The organism is Neptunicella plasticusilytica, from assembly GCF_047922965.1.
Taxonomy (GTDB): Bacteria; Pseudomonadota; Gammaproteobacteria; order Enterobacterales; family Alteromonadaceae; genus Neptunicella; species Neptunicella plasticusilytica.
This window is the reverse complement of record NZ_CP150481.1, coordinates 3,136,570-3,153,120: the sequence shown is the minus strand read 5'-3', so window position 1 is coordinate 3,153,120 and position 16,551 is coordinate 3,136,570. Positions and strand designations below refer to the sequence as shown.

Genomic DNA, 16,551 nt, shown 5'->3' with positions numbered 1-16,551 from the left:
GGAGACTCGCTATGTTGCGAAGATATTTGCAAGTGACTAAACCGGGGATAATTTTTGGCAATCTGATCTCGGTAGCAGGCGGCTTTTTTCTCGCCTCTCGAGGTCAGATTGACTGGCAACTAATGCTCGCCACCGTGGTGGGGTTATCCTTGGTGGTCGCTTCGGGGTGTGCGATTAACAACTGCATTGACCGTGATATTGACGCCAGAATGCAACGTACTCGCCAACGGGTGACGGTGACGGGAGAAATGTCACTTTTTGCTGCGTTAAGCCATGGAGTTGTACTTGGTATAGTCGGTTTTGCATTGTTGGCCATTTACACCACTGGCATGGCGGTATTTTTTGCGGCTTTGGGGTATGTGGTGTATGTAGGTATTTACAGCTTATATATGAAACGCCATTCGGTTTATGGCACTTTGGTGGGTAGTTTATCCGGCGCCGTGCCGCCGGTGGTGGGTTACTGCGCGGTAACCGGCCAATTTGATGCCGGTGCAGCTATTTTGTTGATTATGTTCAGCTTGTGGCAAATGCCCCATTCCTATGCGATTGCCATATTCCGTTTTGATGATTATAAAGCGGCTAATATTCCGGTCTTGCCGGTGGCCGAGGGGATTGATAAAGCCAAGTTACATATTTTGCTGTATATCGCTGTTTATGCGCTGGTGACCCTATTATTACCGATTAGTGGTTATACGGGCGTGGCTTTTATGGCGGTGACGTGTATTAGCAGTTTTTGGTGGTTACTGATGGCCTTGCGTGGTTATCGACGAGACATCAATATAGTGGGGTGGGCTAGACAAATTTTTGCTTATTCTATTCTCAATATCACAGCGCTGAGCCTGACCATGGCACTGGATTACCAAAATATCGCGCCACAACTGGTGATGTTAAATTAGCGCTCCAGCGCCGAACATCAATGGCACGGGAACCATGCCATTGATGTTCAAATATTACATTGCGTAAAACGCATCAACCAAATCACCTACTTTGACTTCGCTGGCGATAGCTTGAGCACTCAGAAATGTGTTAATTGCTTCACGATCTTCATCGGTCGCATTGCCATAGCGGTCTGCCGAGGTCACCGAACCTTCTAGCCATTCGCTGTCATTATCAAGGGTAATGTAAAGATGGCGGCTATCGACTAACTCGGCAAAATGGTTAAAAAATTGCTCATAATCGGCTTGTGAATCAGCCGTTAACTTGCAGCTAAATTCAAACCCCAGGATGGCAAATTCATCCAGGTACAATTTTTTACGTATGCGTCTGTTGCGGGTGGTTTTTTCTGACATGCTGATACCTATAAAAAGCGAAAAAGGATTAATTGTTACCCGGAGAAAATAATGACTCACGGGGTTAAATTGCGCGCATACTAACAGCTTTTTGCAACGGGCATTGAAGTAAAACACCGCTCACTCATTCTTTTATACCGATCTTGCGCAACCAGGCATAGATTGGAACAGCGGAGCTTGGTCACTGGCATGACTGATTGTTGATTTGTCGCTATTATTAATCAGTGGTTTTAAACAAAGTGCATAAGGGAAGAAATGAATAAGAGCTTGCTAGTATCGTTGCTGCTTTTTTGTAACGCCGGATATGCCTCGACCGATCTGCTTCGATGCAAAAATAAACTGGTGATGGAGGGGGATTCGACTTATGAAGTCAAGAACAAGTGTGGGGAACCGGATTCTGAACAGAATTCAGGTTACGTAAAGTTCGATGATGCCTATGTTAAGGTTACAACGTATTTTTACGACTTTGGTAGTGGCCGATTCTTACAAATCCTTGAGTTCCGGGATGGCAAGTTGTATAGCATCACCGAGGGACCTCGAAATTGATTCAGTCCCGCTTTATCAATCTCAAAACGTTCACTAATTCAACTCTATAATCTGATTGGAAGTTTCGACTCGAACTGGATGTATGAATAAATTTGTGTAAGCTTTAATTTTTCGCATCTTGATAGAGCCGACTATGAAAATAAATTTAAGCACAATCAAATGGTTAATCTTAAACTTGGGGTTGCTAGCTATGGTGTCATTTAGCACCAGTGCAGCCCAAAGCGCTTTGCAAGTCCAAACCACAAAAGGCCAAATAGAAGGTATATACGCGCAAGAAAGCGATGTATATGAATTCAAGGGCGTGCCCTATGCTAAACCGCCGGTAGGCGATTTGCGTTGGAAAGCACCGCAACCAATGGAATCCTGGCAAGGTGTTAAACAGGCTAAGTCTTTTGCTTCGCGGCCCATGCAGTTGCCAATATTTGGTGATATGAATTTTCGCTCGCCGAAGATTAGTGAAGATAGCCTATATTTGAATATCTGGAGTAATGACTTAACCCCGCAGAACAAACAGCCGGTGTTAGTTTATTTTCATGGTGGCGGTTTTATTGCCGGCGATGGTTCCGAACCTCGTTATGATGGTACCAGCATGGCGCAAAACGGTATTGTAACGGTGACGGTGAATTATCGTTTGGGTATATTCGGTTTTCTTGCTCATCCCGAACTAAGTGCTGAAACTGACTACGCCGGTTCGGGTAACTATGCCTTTTTAGATCAGGTTGCGGCGTTACATTGGGTCAAAGACAATATTGCCGCTTTTGGTGGCGACCCGCAGCGTATCACTATTGCTGGCGAATCGGCGGGTTCCATGTCGGTGAGTGCCTTGATGATTTCGCCATTAAGTAAAGATTTGATTGCCGGGGTGATTGGTGAAAGCGGCTCGGTAGTAGGTTCGAATCTTTCTACCAATTCATTGCATACGGCAGAGCAGAACGGTATCGAAATAGTCAATAAATTGGCTGCCAAATCTATTGCCGAGCTGCGCAAGCTCGATGCTCAACAGTTACTGGATAAAACCGCTCAGCAACAGCTTATCTGGTTTAGACCTAATATCGACAACCATTTCTTCCCAGAGGATCCGTTGCAAATGCTGCAAAAAGGTCAATACGCTAAGGTGCCTTTGTTGGCAGGGGTTAATTCTCAGGAAGGAAGTTTTAATCAGGTTTTGGGCGAACGTCCCCCCACTGTGGAAAATTATCAGACAGCAGTAAAACAGTTATATCCAGAACATTATCAACAGTTTGTCGAGCTGTATCCGGCCACCGATAGCGGCTCGGTAATGGATGCCGCGCAGGAGTTAGCCAGTGATCGATTTTTAAGTTACAGCACCTGGATATGGGCGGAACTGGTCAATCGCGGCAGCGAGCATGATGTTTTTTATTATTTATATGCGCATCCAAGACCACAACTGGCGCCAGAGTATGATGATATGGAACCGGCACTGGCCGGCGGTTTGGTAAAAAAAGCCAAGGATAAACCCGCACAACCCAGCAGTCGGGGCGCTGTGCATTCGGCAGAAATTGAATATGCCATGGGGAACCTGGCCAGCAATAAGGTATTTGACTGGAATGACGATGACTACGCCATATCCGCCAATATGCAGCAGTATTTTATCAATTTTATCAAGACAGGTAACCCTAACGGGTCTGAGTTACCCGAGTGGCCTGAATTTGCAGATAACCAACGTATTGTGATTGATAAACAAATAACGACGCAAGATATGTCATTGCTGCGCAAACGTTATGAGCTAATGTCTGCCATTAATGGTTTTGATTTGAAGTCGGGTAAATAGCACAGTTAACGCCGGTCAACTTTTTGGCTGACTGGCATCTGGTTTGTAACCGCGTTTAACGCTCTGTTTTTTGCTGGTAGTCATTGTTAGTGCCATGGATTTGGTATGAGGCACTGGCACAGCCGATTAAATAAAGTGTTGCCAATGATAACAGCAAGATTCGCGTTTTTTTCATAATAAGTCCTGGTTGGAGTTTTGTTGAGTCGCCTTGCGGTTGCCCAACAATATCAATTCATCTCATTCGCGCCTCATTGATTAAGGGAAGCCAACTAGGCTTCCCTATTATCGCGCATATTGTGGTTTGCCGGAGCGCTATTCGAAACGGTAAACCACTTTCATATTATCGGTAACGTCATTCGCGTTGAGATAGGCGATGGTTCCCGGCTGTTGTAGCAAACGCTTTTCAATTTCTTGGGGATTGTCCAAACCTTTAGGAGGTTTACCCTTGCCGGTAAACACCAATGTTGTCCAATAGGCTTTTAATTGCATTGGCGTTTTACCTGATATGGTCTGGTAAAATCCGCTGCGCATATCGCCCCGTTTAATTTCGACTGGTGTGGCTTTTTCACCGTTCGGGAACTGTTTGGTTCGCGCCAAAAAGATGTTGGCAATACTCTGGGGATCGAGGTTTTTTAACGACGATGATTTGGCGACAACCACTACCACTTCTGCATGTGCCACAATGCTACTTAACAACAATATTAATAATATGAAGGGTCTCATTAGTAGACTCCTTCAATAGATAAGGTTAATGCACTGCCACTGGTACTAACAACACCTCCGCCGGGCCTGGCTCTATCCTGATAGCGGTTTTTCTCCAGTTGGGTTTTAACCGCCAGGTTTTCACTCAGGTTCCAGCGTAAGCCTGCAGCAACGCTGTAGTCATTCAGCTCCGTTCTGGTGGGGGGAGGTCTTGGATTGTCTGGGGGTGGCCCTTGTCCATTCTGTTGCTGTGAGCCTTGCGACCCATTGTTGCGTTGCTGCGGATCCAGCACTTGTCGCTTGCGACTGGCAAATATATAAGGGGTAATATGATCAATGGCGTAGCCAATAGAAAGATATTGCATTGAATCGTTAGGCGTGGAATCGGAATCACTGGCAGATAAACCGGCATTAATTACAAAATGGTTAACCCGAGTTTCTGCTTCTAAACTCGCCATCACTACATCGCCGTCAGCAACAATCAGCTCGTTGGTTACCGGGCTGTTTATCGCATAATTTGCCTGGATAAGTCCCATACGTAGCCAAGTATCTTCATATTGGTAACGGATAGTGGTAAGTTTGATATTTTTATCATGTACTTCTGAGCGTTGATGATCGGCTTGCCCAAAACCTACTTGAAAGTCCCAAAAGTGTTCACCGGACGAATACTTCTTGACCAGCTCAACACCTTGGTATTCGTTGAATCCGCTGGCACCGTTGCCCGGTGTTAATGGCCTTGTCCACAGGCGTGAATAGCCAATTTTGCGCATTTCTGTGCCTTGCAAAAAAGGTGTCTGGAACTGGCCAACTCGCATACTGAGGTCATTGTCAAAATCATAATTGGCATAGGCCCAGTCAATGGAATAATCCAGCTTGTCATCGCGATCAATAAACGCGGCGCCCTGGATAAATACACTGAACCTGTCGCTGACCTGATACTGGAGTTGCCCGCCCATTAATGAATTATTCAGGTTAGGTTTGCCCTTTTCGAACAGATGTCGTTCGCCTGCAGGACTCACCATACTGATGTCAGTGTTAGTTTGGGTGACTCCCAGAGTGAAAAAACCGTTGAGGAACAGGTTATCCTGCCAGTCCTGAGCTTGTGCACAAACACTGGCGAATCCGGCTACAAAGAGGAATATTATTCTAAACCATAGGTTTATATGACGGCGGCGCATTGGAACTCCGTAAAAATCAGTTAGAATGGCACGCGACTTTATTAGCTCTGATTTAAAATGTGATTGAAAAATGACTATATTCCAAAAAATGCTGTTGGTGCCTGTTTTAAGTCTTATTCTTTACAGCGGGTTTATTATATACAGTTATTCGGAGCATCAGCAAAGTAATCAGAAAATTGTTGAACTAAGAGACGATTATTTGCCCATGTTGGAGATTGCCAACCAGAATATTCAACTGTTTAAAGAAATACGCGATATTTTTAAAGACGCGGTATTAGCTGGAGAATCGGGCTGGTTACCTCAAACTGCAGAGCGTAAACGCCAGATCAATCATAATTTTATTGAGTTAAGCCGCTTTTCAGGCATTGTCGATCAGGATGCACTGCGATCGCTGCAGCAAAATTTCGACCTGTATTACATTAATGCGCAGAAACTGGCAGCGGCGATTATTAATGGTAATCAAAAAAATATGGATGACCACCAGTTGCTGGATAACGTCGAGCAATATCACAATCTGACCTCCAGTCAATTTGACGATTTGAAAAGAGGTATCAATGAACATTTCAGACAAACCATCGATAACACCAATAAAGACCTGAACAAACTGCTGTTCTGGGGAAGTGCAATGGCGATTACCTTAATGCTTTTCCTGGTGACTGCCACCCTGTTCGTATCGATACATACCCGCAATAATGTCAGAAATGTGATCAAGCGCATGAGAGCTCTGGCGCAGGGATCAACCGATTTCAGCCAGCGCCTGGTGCGCCATCAGCGAGATGAACTGGGGTATTTGATTTACTGGTTTAACAAGCTTTGCGATAAACTGGAACAAGATTATATCCGGATTGAAACCATCTCGATTACTGACAATCTGACCAAACTCAATAATCGCAATCGTACTGACAGTTTTTTCCCGCAAGCGTTACTCAATGCGCAACGCCAGCAGTCTGCCCTGAGTGTGGTGATTTTGGATATCGATTTATTTAAAACTATTAATGACAACCACGGCCACTTGGTGGGAGACAAGGTGTTAACCTCCTTTGCTGACATTCTGCGCAGTAGTGCCCGTTTCCATGACTTTGTGGCGCGCTGGGGGGGGGAAGAGTTTATCCTGATTTTGCCCGATACCTCGCTTGATGACGCATTCAGGCACGTTGAAAAAATTCGTGTTGCGATTGAAGCACATTATTTTACCGAGGTCGGAAAGATTACCGCGAGTTTTGGTATTGCGCTAGCAAACGACAAGGATAATGTGCATAGCCTGATGCAGCGCGCCGATGAATGCTTATATATGGCTAAGCAACGCGGACGAAACTGTGTTGTGATTGAAAGCGACTTGGTGGCATAAAGATCTCCTTGGGATATTGCCAATCTGTCCTGTTTTTTGTCGATTGGACATTAATTTTGCGATAAGTGAAATTAATGGTTGACCTGATTTTTAACATCGTGCTATTTGTAAATAATAGTAAGTTAATGAATTGATTTGAGAAACTGTATTTAACATGAACCGTTTTGCTTCTTTAGTACTTATCGTCGTACTCGTCGTGGTGATTATTCCATCTCCGCGGGGGAAGCGTTTGGCCTAAATTAAGCCCAGTTTCAACAAAACCCCCGCACGAAAGTCCGGGGGTTTTTTCGTTTCTGGCCCCAAGAAAAAGAGAGAAAATGACAATGACAATGACAGGCGCGCAGGCCATTTTGGATTATTTAAACCGGCAGGGGATCAACACTATTTTTGGTTATCCCGGCGGGGCAATTATGCCTCTGTATGATGCGTTGATTGATTCGCCGATCAAGCATTACCTGTGTCGCCATGAGCAGGGGGCGGCCTTTGCCGCCATGGGTTATGCCCGCTCCACCAATAGTGTAGGAGTTTGCGTGGCGACATCAGGGCCGGGAGCTACTAATCTGTTAACCAGTCTGGCCGATGCCAAACTGGATTCGGTACCGCTGGTGGTGATTACCGGTCAGGTTGCGCGGACTTCAATGGGCACCGATGCCTTCCAGGAAGTGGATGTATTGGGTTTGTCGTTAAGTATCAGCAAGCACAGTATGCAAGTAATGCAACCGCAGGATTTGTTACCTTGCCTCAGCCGGGCATTCGAGATTGCCAGTGACGGACGCCCGGGTCCGGTGCTGGTTGACGTACCTAAAGATATTTTGCTGGGGGCAATTCCCCCGATTCCGAAACTATCGGTAAAAAACACTCCGGATTCTGCTTGTACCGAATCGCAGATTGAACAGGCTAACCTGCTACTTGATAGCAGTCAGTCACCGGTTGTTTATGTGGGCGGCGGTGTTGGCATGGCCGCTGCGGTGGACGTTTTTCGTCATTTTGTCGCGCGGAATAACTTGCCGGTGGTAAGTACCTTGAAAGGATTGGGGAGTGCGGATCATCAGCATCCCGGCTATTTGGGAATGTTGGGGATGCACGGCTTACCGGCAGCCAATCTGGCCGTGCAACAGTGCGACTTGTTGATCGCCATCGGTGCCCGGCTGGATGACAGGGTTACCGGCAAACTGGACGAATTCGCCCCTGACGCCAGGTTGTTGCATATCGATATTGATCCGGCCGAGATTAATAAACGTCGTCGTGCAGATGTGAGCTTGCTGGGGGATTTAAATCATATTTTGCCGCAATTGACCAGCATCAATACTAAGCAGGATTGGCTGACCCGGATCGAACAGATTAAGCAACTTAAAAGTCCTTCCTACCCAGCCCAAAAAACTGGAAAAGCTATCGATGCGCCTGCCATGTTACGTAGCCTCAGTAATTTAAGTGATGATGACGCGGTAATTACTTGTGATGTGGGCCAACACCAGATGTGGGTGGCCCAGCATATGTTGTTTAATCATCCAACTTGCCATTTGAGTAGTGGTGGATTGGGGACTATGGGGTTCGGTTTACCGGCGGCAATTGGTGCCCAGGTGGCCAACCCGGATAAGCAGGTTATCGCGGTGTGCGGTGACGGATCTTTTATGATGAATGTGCAGGAACTGGCGACCTTACGTCGGTATCCGTTACCGGTAAAAATCTTGTTGCTGGACAACCAGCGCCTGGGGATGGTGAAGCAGTGGCAAGAACTATTTCATGATCAGCGCTACAGCGAGACGGATTTATCTGACAATCCCGAATTTGCCCGCTTGGCCGCCGCCTTTGATATTGCCAGTGAAGTCATTAGCCAAGGGGAGCAAGTGAAGCCGGCTTTACAGCGTATGCTGGATCATTCCGGTCCCTATTTACTGCACGTCCAATTGAATTCAACCGACAACGTATGGCCGATTGTGCCGCCCAATACCGCCAATCATAAAATGTGGGAGAAACCTCAATGCACTACCAACTGAATTTACTGTTAACCGATAGCCCTGCAGCAATTGAACGGGTACTGCAAACCACCCGTTATCGCGGCTTTACCTTGCACCAATGTGAAATGCAGACAGCCAGTGGAGAGATTCAACTGAATATGCAGGTATCGGGTGAGCAACCTATTCATCTGTTAACCTCGCAGTTAAGCAAACTTTATGATTTGCTCGAATTGGTACTCGACCCGTCTTCAGTACGAGTAAACAGGCTGTTTGAGCCTCAGGTCGATGCACTGGCAGTAAGTTAACCTGGACTCTGGATAAGCTAACTAACCCCAACTCGGGATAAGAAATGTCGTTTATATTTACAAAGGGTAAATAATTCAGATAGTTATATTATTCACTCAAACGTTGTTGAATAAATAGTTTACTCAATGACGACATTTTTGTGCTTGGCAAGGCGGGGTTTCGTACGTCATAGCTGGCTATGACTAGAAAGCCCAACGCTGCCAGGTGCAAAAAGAGCGTTATTGAGAGGCGTGGCTTATCCCGAGCTGGGGTTAACTACTGGTTTACCGGGAATTTTATCGGTCTCACCAGATCGAACAGGTTGGCGGCATCAAAGGCATTGATAGTCCTGGATGCAACCAGTGAGGTTTCCTCGTCCACCGCGATCACTTGTACCTGACTGTCTGGTACATCCCTGATCATCACGGATGACGCCCATCCGTTATTGATATTGGACAGGATTTTGCTGAGTATAAAAGTATCGCCCACTTCCACGCCATGTCGGCGGCCGAAATTGATCACGTAACCCTCATCGGCTTTTTGCATTATTTGCCCATAAAGCGTGGAACAACTGACGATATCGTCAATATCGACAATCGCTGTGCTGAGTGTATTTAATACTGCCCGTCCATAATCTGACTGCCAGAAAATACTGCTGTTGGTGTCAACCTGTTCGTTAACGGCAAAGGGCCAGTCTGTTTCTGCATGGTATGAATCTTCAAACACGATTTTATTGTGGTACACATCCAGCAGGTAAATCCTGATGGTAAAGTTGCGGCGTGTGGTGACATCGTCACTGAAGGTTTTTTTCTTCACCCGGTTGAATACGCTGATATCGCGGATAACACCGAAAAGCACAAACTGGTGACCGTATTCGCGTCTAAGGTAACTGGATTTTTGTGCCACCTCTGTGCGGTCGAGACCGTTAAGTAAATCCAGCGTGGTAAAGGCTTCATCCAGCAGAATAACGCTGGATTTATCCGGTTGTGAATCCAGTTGTTGTTCAAGCCGCTTGCTGACGTGTTTGGCCAGATTGAATAGGCCACCAATTGCCGCCTGCTTGGGTTTAAGCAACTGAAACTGGGTGACCAGAATATTTTTGGTGTATTTTGCCTCGACGCAATCCCTGCCATGGTGAATATCCACTTCGACTCTGACGGTCAGAACGCCATCGTCGATGCTTTCACTTAATACTTCTGCCCGTCTGATCACACCCTGTGAGCGGAATACCACTTTGCTGTTAACCAGCAATCCGTTGAGCAGTATTTCCTCGGAAGAAATCATCGCGCCAGCCTGGAATGACGCATCGGCAATGGCATTTTTGATGGTTTTTTCTCTGACTTCGTCCAGGGGAGCGTCGCCAATTAGCATATGGGCTTCACCCTGATACCAGTTTTCAGCGGCAAGGCAGTTTGCTGTCACCGCTATCAACAACAAAAGTAGTAGGATCGTGATACGCATAAGTATTTACTGGAAAATGGAAAGCACTTTGCCCACTACGGATTGTTGCTGATTGTCTTTCAAGGTTCCGCTGCTGCTGTATTCGATCAGGGCGTTACCCAGTTTGGTGGAACTGATGGTATTGCTGGAGCTAATATCGCGGGTACGTAATTCACCGTACACACGAACATATTCGGCACCTTCATTGAGTTTTATCCATTTTTCTCCGGCGACAATCAGGTTGCCGTTATCGAGTATTTCATTGACGAATACGTTTACGGTTCCTTCAAGTGAGTTGGACTGGCGACTGTTCGATGAACTGTCAAATGAACTGGATTGTTTGTGATCAATATTCAAGTCGTTCTGGTCTACCTGGATAAATCCGGCGGTGAGATTAGGGGCCAGATCCATCTTGCTCTTTTTGTCTTTCTTCAGGCTTTGTTGTTTTTGGGCGCTGATGTCTTCTTCCAGAATAATTTGCACCATATCGCCAATCTTGTACTGCCGTTTCTGTAAAAACAGTCCGGTATATCTATTGGTATCAAACAACGAGCCGGTCGGGACGTTAACAGTTTGGGCAGATACATCCCGAACCGGTGAATAGCGTGGATCGCCCGGTTTTACTTCATCGTCATCGTCGCTTTGTTGTAATGGAATCGAACTGGAGGCCGGATCGGTTGCCAAACTTTGGGTAACGGCCTGTTCGGAGGTGATATTCGACTGACAAGCGCATAACAACAGACAAACCAATATAACTGCACGCTGGGTTAGCGAGATCTGGCTACTGTTTAATAATGTACGCATAATCGGTTTTTCATCGCAAATGTACATGGTTTCTATCTCGACGACAGTGTTAATAACCGATGGCCTGGGTTGTTACTTCGGAGCCGGTCTGACCGGTCCCGTTGCTATTCGAGGACGCGACCAGTTGTTCAGCCGAACTCTCGAACAGGCCCATACCCAAATCAATTAAATTGGCGCTAATGGATTCTCCGGTAAACTCTTTGGTTGCCACATCTGCAGCTGCAAATGCCAGACCTACAGGTCCTCCCAGCAGATAACTGCCTGCTATGGAGGAAAAAGCGCTAACGGTATCTGAATGGGTAGTTTGTTGATAAATATCTGAAACGACCGGCACGCTGTTTAATACATTCAGTGCATCAAACACATCTTTTGCCCCGAAACCGTCTTCACCAAAAGAGAAATCATTGGCTTGTTGCAATAATTCTGCCCCAGAGCCACTGAATATAGAGTCAAATAGACCGGTATTTTCGGTTGTTGTTTGTGTGGCGGCCGATTGCGTGTTCGGCTGGTTACCGTTTAGTAACGATGATTTCAGCGCGTCGACCAGAGATTGTTGCAGTGTCGAGATATCTTCGGCGCTGAATTTGGACAGTCCGCCGGCTTGACCCGATGAAGAGTCAAACACATTGCTGGTAACCTGCTCGACCACATCGGTTAGCTGATTGTCAGTGATGTTGGTCTGGCCGGTCGAGGTAACCGTTTCCTGATCATCAAACAGGCCAATGTCTTTCATCAGGTTTTTAAAGCTATCGATACCGTCACTAAAAAAGTTTGATTCCTCGGCGGCGGAATTTACCACAGGGCTAGTTGAGTTTTTGCTGGCAGCAGCGCTAATGTCGTTAATCATCACAAATCACCTTTCAATTTTTCAGATTGCGATGATGCTAACCTCGGAAAAATAGAAAAGATGTCTTCATTTTTTAATTAAGCCATTAGTCAAATCCTAACAAACATCGATGCATGTCTTGTTTTTAAAGGGATTGATGCTGTTGCCGGAAATATGTTCAGAATAAACAATTGATTGAACTGTGAAGTTGCAGCTTATAAACTTTATTCCGAGGTAGAAGATTGCAATCTTGTTCGGACCTGCCATTGGCTAAAACTGGACAAGACGGAAGTTTAGGGGAATTTCCGGCGTCAAGCTTGATGATTGAGAGGTAGTTTGTTTGGTCAGTTGTAACGCTATTATGGAATGGGTGCGTTAAAACTGGCTAAGTAATTCAATCAAAATTGGGTGTTAGGGAAGACACACGATTTAAAGTTAAGGTTGAGCTTTTAAATGACTCTTGAGCAATTGCGAACGTTTGCCGCTGTCGTAAAGTATGGTTCTATTCGAGCTGCAAGTAGCAACATCCACAAGTCTGCGCCGTCTGTCAGTGCAGCAATCAAATCCCTGGAGTCCTATTTAGAATATCAGCTGTTCTCGCGTGATGGTTATCGTCTGGTTTTAACCCCTAATGGCCAGAAATTTTACGATAAGGCGCAGCATATTTTACGTTCAGTCACCGAACTCAATGCCCTATCCAACCAAAAGTGGAAAGACAGGGCGGATTCACTGACTATCGCGGTAGATGCGTGTTTTCCGCAGGAATGTATTATCCGCATGATTGAGAATATGCGCGAAGAGTTTCCTGATACCCAACTGGAAATCTCGACAGAACACTTAGGCGGCGCGCTGGAGAAACTGTCGCTGAATAAGGCGGATTTGGCGATTACCCCCCTGTTCGGCGCACTTGAAGAGAACCGGGAGCTGAAGTATCTCACATCGGTGCCCATTATCCCGGTTGCCAGCCCCGGCCTGAAGATTGCCCAATTAGCCTCCCCGGTGCGGCAGGCTGATATTTTAGACGAAACGCAGATACTGGACCGGGATTCCAGCCAGGTTTCCAGGGGACATGCAACAACCCGGATAGCCGGTGCCAAGTCCTATTGTGTGACGGACATCAATACCAAATTGTCGTTAATCTTGTCCGGGTTGGGGTGGGGAGAATTGCCTGAGCATATGGTAAGAGACGAATTACACAATGGCAGTCTGGTCAAAATTGATGTTGAACAACACCCGTCATTGTTATCAGAACATTACCTGATCCGGAAAACCGATGTGGTCCACAGTGCCGTGGCGCAAAAGCTGTGGGAAACAGTTTGCCCTTACAGCGAACTTGAACAGGTCAAAGGCTAATGTTGTTTTAAGTCATTCACTGGACTGGAATAATTTGACCCGCTAGCAATTTTATTCTAATCGTTACAGTACCAAGCGTAATTTGTTGATTTCTTTGTAGTCCTTTATGTCAAAAGGACTGTTAACTTGGAGACGGCAATATTTACTGGAGTCAAACTGATGAATAGATATCAAAATGTGTTAGTAGCAATTGACCCGTATTCCACTTATCAACCGGTGCTGGACAGGGCGTTGTCTATGGTGGATAACCCGGCGCAACTGAGTTTAATTCATGTTACTTATCCACAGCGTTATTTTGGTCCTTACGGCGGAGATGCCTATGGCGCTGAAATGGCGCAAGACTGGCAGACTAAAAATATTGAGCAGATCAACGAAATTGCCCAAAAAAATGGTTTGCCCTTGTCCCAGGTCTATACCCCGGAAGGTGACGCGGCAGATGAAATACATGCACATGCCAAAAACAAGGATTGTGATTTGATCGTTATTGGCACACACGGCCAACATGGCCTCAAGTTATTGCTTGGCTCCACCGCCAATGCGGTATTGCATGGGGTTAAATGCGATGTGCTGGCGGTTAAAATATAAATAGGCAATTAAGTTGGCGCTATAGCGGCGACTTATCTCATCACTGAATTGGCCTATTCAGTTCACAACACACAATTCAGCTACAGTCGCGAGTGCGTTTCAGGTTGCCAGGTACAATGCCTGATTGCTCGCGGCCACCGATCAATTATTACCCTATTCTTTATCATTGTTAGTTCGTGCAACGGATTTTTTCTGAGTCTGAAATAATCACAACGCTTTTACATGAAATCTTAATAACGAATAATAATAGTTATCATTTGATTTGTTGTTGCGTGCGCGCTAGGATCATTGCGAATTTTAGCTCACACTTAACAACGGATAATCATGCAGCCTATTTTTTCAAAACTCTCCTTAATAGCGGTAGCTTGTCTGGCAGCCTATGCAGCCCCGGGCCTTTCTTATGCAGACGATGACATCGATAATATTACCATTGTTGGCATGCGCGATAACCGCGTCAGCGAAGGGGCCACCGGTCTGGCGCTGGATATTCAGGAAACGCCGCAGTCAATCAGTATCGTCAACCGCGAATTAATGGATTTGTTTGGTACCGATGATATTAACAGCGCGCTGGATTTGGTTACCGGTATTCGGGTTGAGCGCTGGGAAACCAATCGTACCAACTATGTATCACGGGGTTTTGAAATTAAAAGCACCCAAATCGATGGTGTCGGTTTACCCAACAGTTGGGGCTTGGTTGAAGGCGCCATCGACTCTTTTGGCTATGAGCAAATTGAAGTGATCCGGGGTGCTAACGGTTTACTGACCGGTTTAGGCAATGCGTCGGGTACCATAAACTATATTCGCAAACGGCCACTGAATGAAAAAGCCGGAGAAGTCGGTGTGAGTATTGGCTCTTATGCCCAATACCGTGTTCAAGCAGATTATTCCAGTCCCTTGACCGGGAATGGAGACTGGGCTGGACGGGTCGTAGTTGCTGCCGATCAGGCCAATTCCTACTTACGTGGTTACAGTTCCGACAGACAGTACATTTACGGCGTTGTTGATGGTCAGTTAACCGATGTGTCCAGTATCGCGGTGGGCTATTCCTATCAAAATGCCCAGTCTGATGGCGTGATGTGGGGTGGATTGACGTTTTCCAACCTTGATGGCACTCAGGCCGAATTTGACGTAGGCGCTTCAACCGCACAGGACTGGACCTATTGGGACAATATTAATCAAAGTGCATTTGTGGAATATAACCATTTATTGTCTGCTCAATGGCAACTGCAACTGAGCTATAACTATCGGGCGATGGAATCGGACAGTAAATTGTTATTTGCCTATAGCTATGAAGGGTTGGATCCGGACACAGCAGAAGGCCTGGTTGGCTGGCCCGGTAGGTGGCCAGGCCAAGATAAAGCCAATATTTATGAAGCAAAATTGACAGGTTATTTCGACTGGCTAGGTGAATCTCATCAAGTCATTGTCGGTGCCAGTACAGCTAAAAATAAAAATGATTCATATATGCACCCATTTTCAGACGATGAACCTGCCTATGCAGGTTTACCGGCATTTCCCTATGCAGGTACAGATATTCCAGAACCTGTTTGGGGACCTAAAACATTTGACAGCCAAACCGAAGACACCTTGCGCCGTTATTACGCCGTTACTCAGTTGGAGTTTTCTCAACTGGCACTGACATTGGGCTTTAATGCGGTGTCATTTGAACGCGATTCAACTACGCTCGAAACTACTCTGAAGGGGGATGAAGTTAGCCCTTACGCCGGTATTTCCTACCAGTTTACGTCAGAGGTGATGGCGTATGTGAGTTATTCAGATATTTACCAGCCACAAGATTATTATGATGTGACCGGTGATTATCTTGATCCGACCAAAGGTACAAACTACGAAGTTGGCGTCAAAACTGCCTGGTTTGATAAAAACCTAATCGCTAATCTGGCCTGGTTTAAAGCCGAACAATTAGGGCTGGGTATTTATGCCGGCTTAAACACCGACACCGGGCAGTATTATTATCAAGGTCAGGATACCTATTCGGAAGGGGTTGAACTGGAATTACAAGGCAAATTATACGAGCAGTTGCAGTTTACTTTTGGCGCCACATTGGTCGATGTTGAAGACGAAAATGATCAGGATGTTTATGGCTGGGTACCAGAAAAAACAGTTAACTTGTCAGTGTTTTCATCACTGCCACAAAATGATGATATAACCTTGGGTTTATCAGCAAAATGGCAATCAGAGATCAGCCGTGTGGACAGTTATACCGGTTATCCTGTCAGCCAGCCAGCTTACGCAAAACTGGATGCGTTTGCCACGTGGGATATCAATGAGCAGTCTCGCTTGCGTTTGAATATCGACAATCTTACCGATGAAAAATATATCACCAGTTTGTGGGAAATCGGTTTTTATGCCGCGCCGCGTCAATATAAACTCAGTTATCAGTACAGCTTTTAACTGCGAGGGGGAACTGCGGTTCCCCTTTTGAAT

Annotated in this window: 15 protein-coding genes; 9 read left to right on the top strand and 6 right to left on the bottom strand. The window is 45.9% G+C overall.

The window, feature by feature from the left end:
- The first annotated feature begins 11 nt into the window (after positions 1–11).
- A complete protein-coding gene (cyoE, locus tag V1467_RS14150; protein WP_416305618.1) occupies positions 12–896 on the top strand; it encodes a heme o synthase in 885 nt (294 codons plus the stop codon).
- A gap of 54 nt (positions 897–950) precedes the next feature.
- Here cyoE and V1467_RS14145 read toward each other — a convergent pair whose 3' ends face one another.
- Complete coding sequence (locus V1467_RS14145; RefSeq protein WP_416305617.1) at positions 951–1,289, bottom strand: YggL family protein; 339 nt, start codon at positions 1,287–1,289, stop codon at positions 951–953.
- A gap of 255 nt (positions 1,290–1,544) precedes the next feature.
- Here V1467_RS14145 and V1467_RS14140 point away from each other — a divergent pair, with 255 nt between their 5' ends.
- Both V1467_RS14140 and V1467_RS14135 read left to right on the top strand, forming a co-directional pair.
- Complete coding sequence (locus V1467_RS14140; protein ID WP_416305616.1) at positions 1,545–1,835, top strand: DUF2845 domain-containing protein; 291 nt, start codon at positions 1,545–1,547, stop codon at positions 1,833–1,835.
- A gap of 190 nt (positions 1,836–2,025) precedes the next feature.
- Positions 2,026–3,627 (top strand): carboxylesterase/lipase family protein, encoded by a 1,602-nt coding sequence (locus V1467_RS14135; protein ID WP_416305615.1) that lies wholly within the window; start codon positions 2,026–2,028, stop codon positions 3,625–3,627.
- Between the two features lie 312 nt (positions 3,628–3,939).
- Here V1467_RS14135 and V1467_RS14130 read toward each other — a convergent pair whose 3' ends face one another.
- A complete protein-coding gene (locus V1467_RS14130) occupies positions 3,940–4,350 on the bottom strand; it encodes a phosphate ABC transporter substrate-binding protein (protein WP_416305614.1) in 411 nt (136 codons plus the stop codon).
- Entirely contained in the window at positions 4,350–5,507 is a 1,158-nt protein-coding gene (locus V1467_RS14125) for a hypothetical protein (RefSeq protein WP_416305613.1), read from the bottom strand. Before V1467_RS14125 ends, V1467_RS14130 begins: the two co-directional genes overlap by 1 nt.
- Before the next feature lie 70 nt (positions 5,508–5,577).
- Between V1467_RS14125 and V1467_RS14120 the strand changes: the two genes are divergently transcribed.
- The 3 genes from V1467_RS14120 to ilvM all read left to right on the top strand — a co-directional run bounded on the left by V1467_RS14120 (position 5,578) and on the right by ilvM (position 9,118).
- The gene (locus V1467_RS14120; RefSeq protein WP_416305612.1) at positions 5,578–6,855 is read left to right on the top strand and encodes a diguanylate cyclase; all 1,278 of its coding nucleotides are present in this window, start codon (positions 5,578–5,580) and stop codon (positions 6,853–6,855) included.
- A gap of 317 nt (positions 6,856–7,172) precedes the next feature.
- Positions 7,173–8,852 (top strand): acetolactate synthase 2 catalytic subunit, encoded by a 1,680-nt coding sequence (ilvG, locus tag V1467_RS14115; RefSeq protein ID WP_416305611.1) that lies wholly within the window; start codon positions 7,173–7,175, stop codon positions 8,850–8,852.
- Complete coding sequence (gene ilvM / locus V1467_RS14110) at positions 8,837–9,118, top strand: acetolactate synthase 2 small subunit (RefSeq protein WP_416305610.1); 282 nt, start codon at positions 8,837–8,839, stop codon at positions 9,116–9,118. Before ilvG ends, ilvM begins: the two co-directional genes overlap by 16 nt.
- Positions 9,119–9,374: 256 nt before the next feature.
- On the opposite strand, the gene V1467_RS14105 is transcribed toward ilvM, so the two are convergent.
- Genes V1467_RS14105 through V1467_RS14095 form a run of 3 tightly spaced genes read right to left on the bottom strand, consistent with a single transcriptional unit; the run spans position 9,375 to position 12,189 of the window.
- Positions 9,375–10,559: a flagellar assembly protein T N-terminal domain-containing protein gene (locus V1467_RS14105; RefSeq protein ID WP_416305609.1), complete on the bottom strand. Its 1,185-nt coding sequence runs from the start codon at positions 10,557–10,559 to the stop codon at positions 9,375–9,377.
- Between the two features lie 6 nt (positions 10,560–10,565).
- The gene (locus V1467_RS14100; RefSeq protein ID WP_416305608.1) at positions 10,566–11,342 is read right to left on the bottom strand and encodes a flagellar basal body L-ring protein FlgH; all 777 of its coding nucleotides are present in this window, start codon (positions 11,340–11,342) and stop codon (positions 10,566–10,568) included.
- A gap of 49 nt (positions 11,343–11,391) precedes the next feature.
- Positions 11,392–12,189 carry a hypothetical protein gene (locus V1467_RS14095; RefSeq protein ID WP_416305607.1) on the bottom strand — a complete coding sequence of 266 codons (798 nt, stop codon included), beginning with the start codon at positions 12,187–12,189 and terminating at the stop codon, positions 11,392–11,394.
- Positions 12,190–12,621: 432 nt separating this feature from the next.
- On the opposite strand from V1467_RS14095, the gene V1467_RS14090 reads away from it, so the two are divergent.
- From V1467_RS14090 to V1467_RS14080, 3 genes are all read left to right on the top strand, one after another.
- The gene (locus V1467_RS14090; RefSeq protein WP_416305606.1) at positions 12,622–13,521 is read left to right on the top strand and encodes a LysR family transcriptional regulator; all 900 of its coding nucleotides are present in this window, start codon (positions 12,622–12,624) and stop codon (positions 13,519–13,521) included.
- A 159-nt stretch (positions 13,522–13,680) separates the two neighbouring features.
- Positions 13,681–14,106, top strand: a complete 426-nt coding sequence (locus V1467_RS14085) for a universal stress protein (protein ID WP_416305605.1) — start codon at positions 13,681–13,683, stop codon at positions 14,104–14,106.
- Between the two features lie 324 nt (positions 14,107–14,430).
- Positions 14,431–16,518, top strand: a complete 2,088-nt coding sequence (locus tag V1467_RS14080; protein WP_416305604.1) for a TonB-dependent siderophore receptor — start codon at positions 14,431–14,433, stop codon at positions 16,516–16,518.
- The last annotated feature ends 33 nt before the right edge of the window (positions 16,519–16,551 follow it).

Excerpts from the sequence above, each read along its gene's own strand:
- cyoE (WP_416305618.1), top strand. The coding sequence starts at position 12 with ATGTTGCGAAGATATTTGCAAGTGACTAAACCGGGGATAATTTTTGGC.
- V1467_RS14145 (WP_416305617.1), bottom strand. The coding sequence starts at position 1,289 with ATGTCAGAAAAAACCACCCGCAACAGACGCATACGTAAAAAATTGTAC.
- V1467_RS14140 (WP_416305616.1), top strand. The coding sequence starts at position 1,545 with ATGAATAAGAGCTTGCTAGTATCGTTGCTGCTTTTTTGTAACGCCGGA.
- V1467_RS14135 (WP_416305615.1), top strand. The coding sequence starts at position 2,026 with ATGGTGTCATTTAGCACCAGTGCAGCCCAAAGCGCTTTGCAAGTCCAA.
- V1467_RS14130 (WP_416305614.1), bottom strand. The coding sequence starts at position 4,350 with ATGAGACCCTTCATATTATTAATATTGTTGTTAAGTAGCATTGTGGCA.
- V1467_RS14125 (WP_416305613.1), bottom strand. The coding sequence starts at position 5,507 with ATGCGCCGCCGTCATATAAACCTATGGTTTAGAATAATATTCCTCTTT.
- V1467_RS14120 (WP_416305612.1), top strand. The coding sequence starts at position 5,578 with ATGACTATATTCCAAAAAATGCTGTTGGTGCCTGTTTTAAGTCTTATT.
- ilvG (WP_416305611.1), top strand. The coding sequence starts at position 7,173 with ATGACAATGACAATGACAGGCGCGCAGGCCATTTTGGATTATTTAAAC.
- ilvM (WP_416305610.1), top strand. The coding sequence starts at position 8,837 with ATGCACTACCAACTGAATTTACTGTTAACCGATAGCCCTGCAGCAATT.
- V1467_RS14105 (WP_416305609.1), bottom strand. The coding sequence starts at position 10,559 with ATGCGTATCACGATCCTACTACTTTTGTTGTTGATAGCGGTGACAGCA.
- V1467_RS14100 (WP_416305608.1), bottom strand. The coding sequence starts at position 11,342 with ATGCGTACATTATTAAACAGTAGCCAGATCTCGCTAACCCAGCGTGCA.
- V1467_RS14095 (WP_416305607.1), bottom strand. The coding sequence starts at position 12,189 with ATGATTAACGACATTAGCGCTGCTGCCAGCAAAAACTCAACTAGCCCT.
- V1467_RS14090 (WP_416305606.1), top strand. The coding sequence starts at position 12,622 with ATGACTCTTGAGCAATTGCGAACGTTTGCCGCTGTCGTAAAGTATGGT.
- V1467_RS14085 (WP_416305605.1), top strand. The coding sequence starts at position 13,681 with ATGAATAGATATCAAAATGTGTTAGTAGCAATTGACCCGTATTCCACT.
- V1467_RS14080 (WP_416305604.1), top strand. The coding sequence starts at position 14,431 with ATGCAGCCTATTTTTTCAAAACTCTCCTTAATAGCGGTAGCTTGTCTG.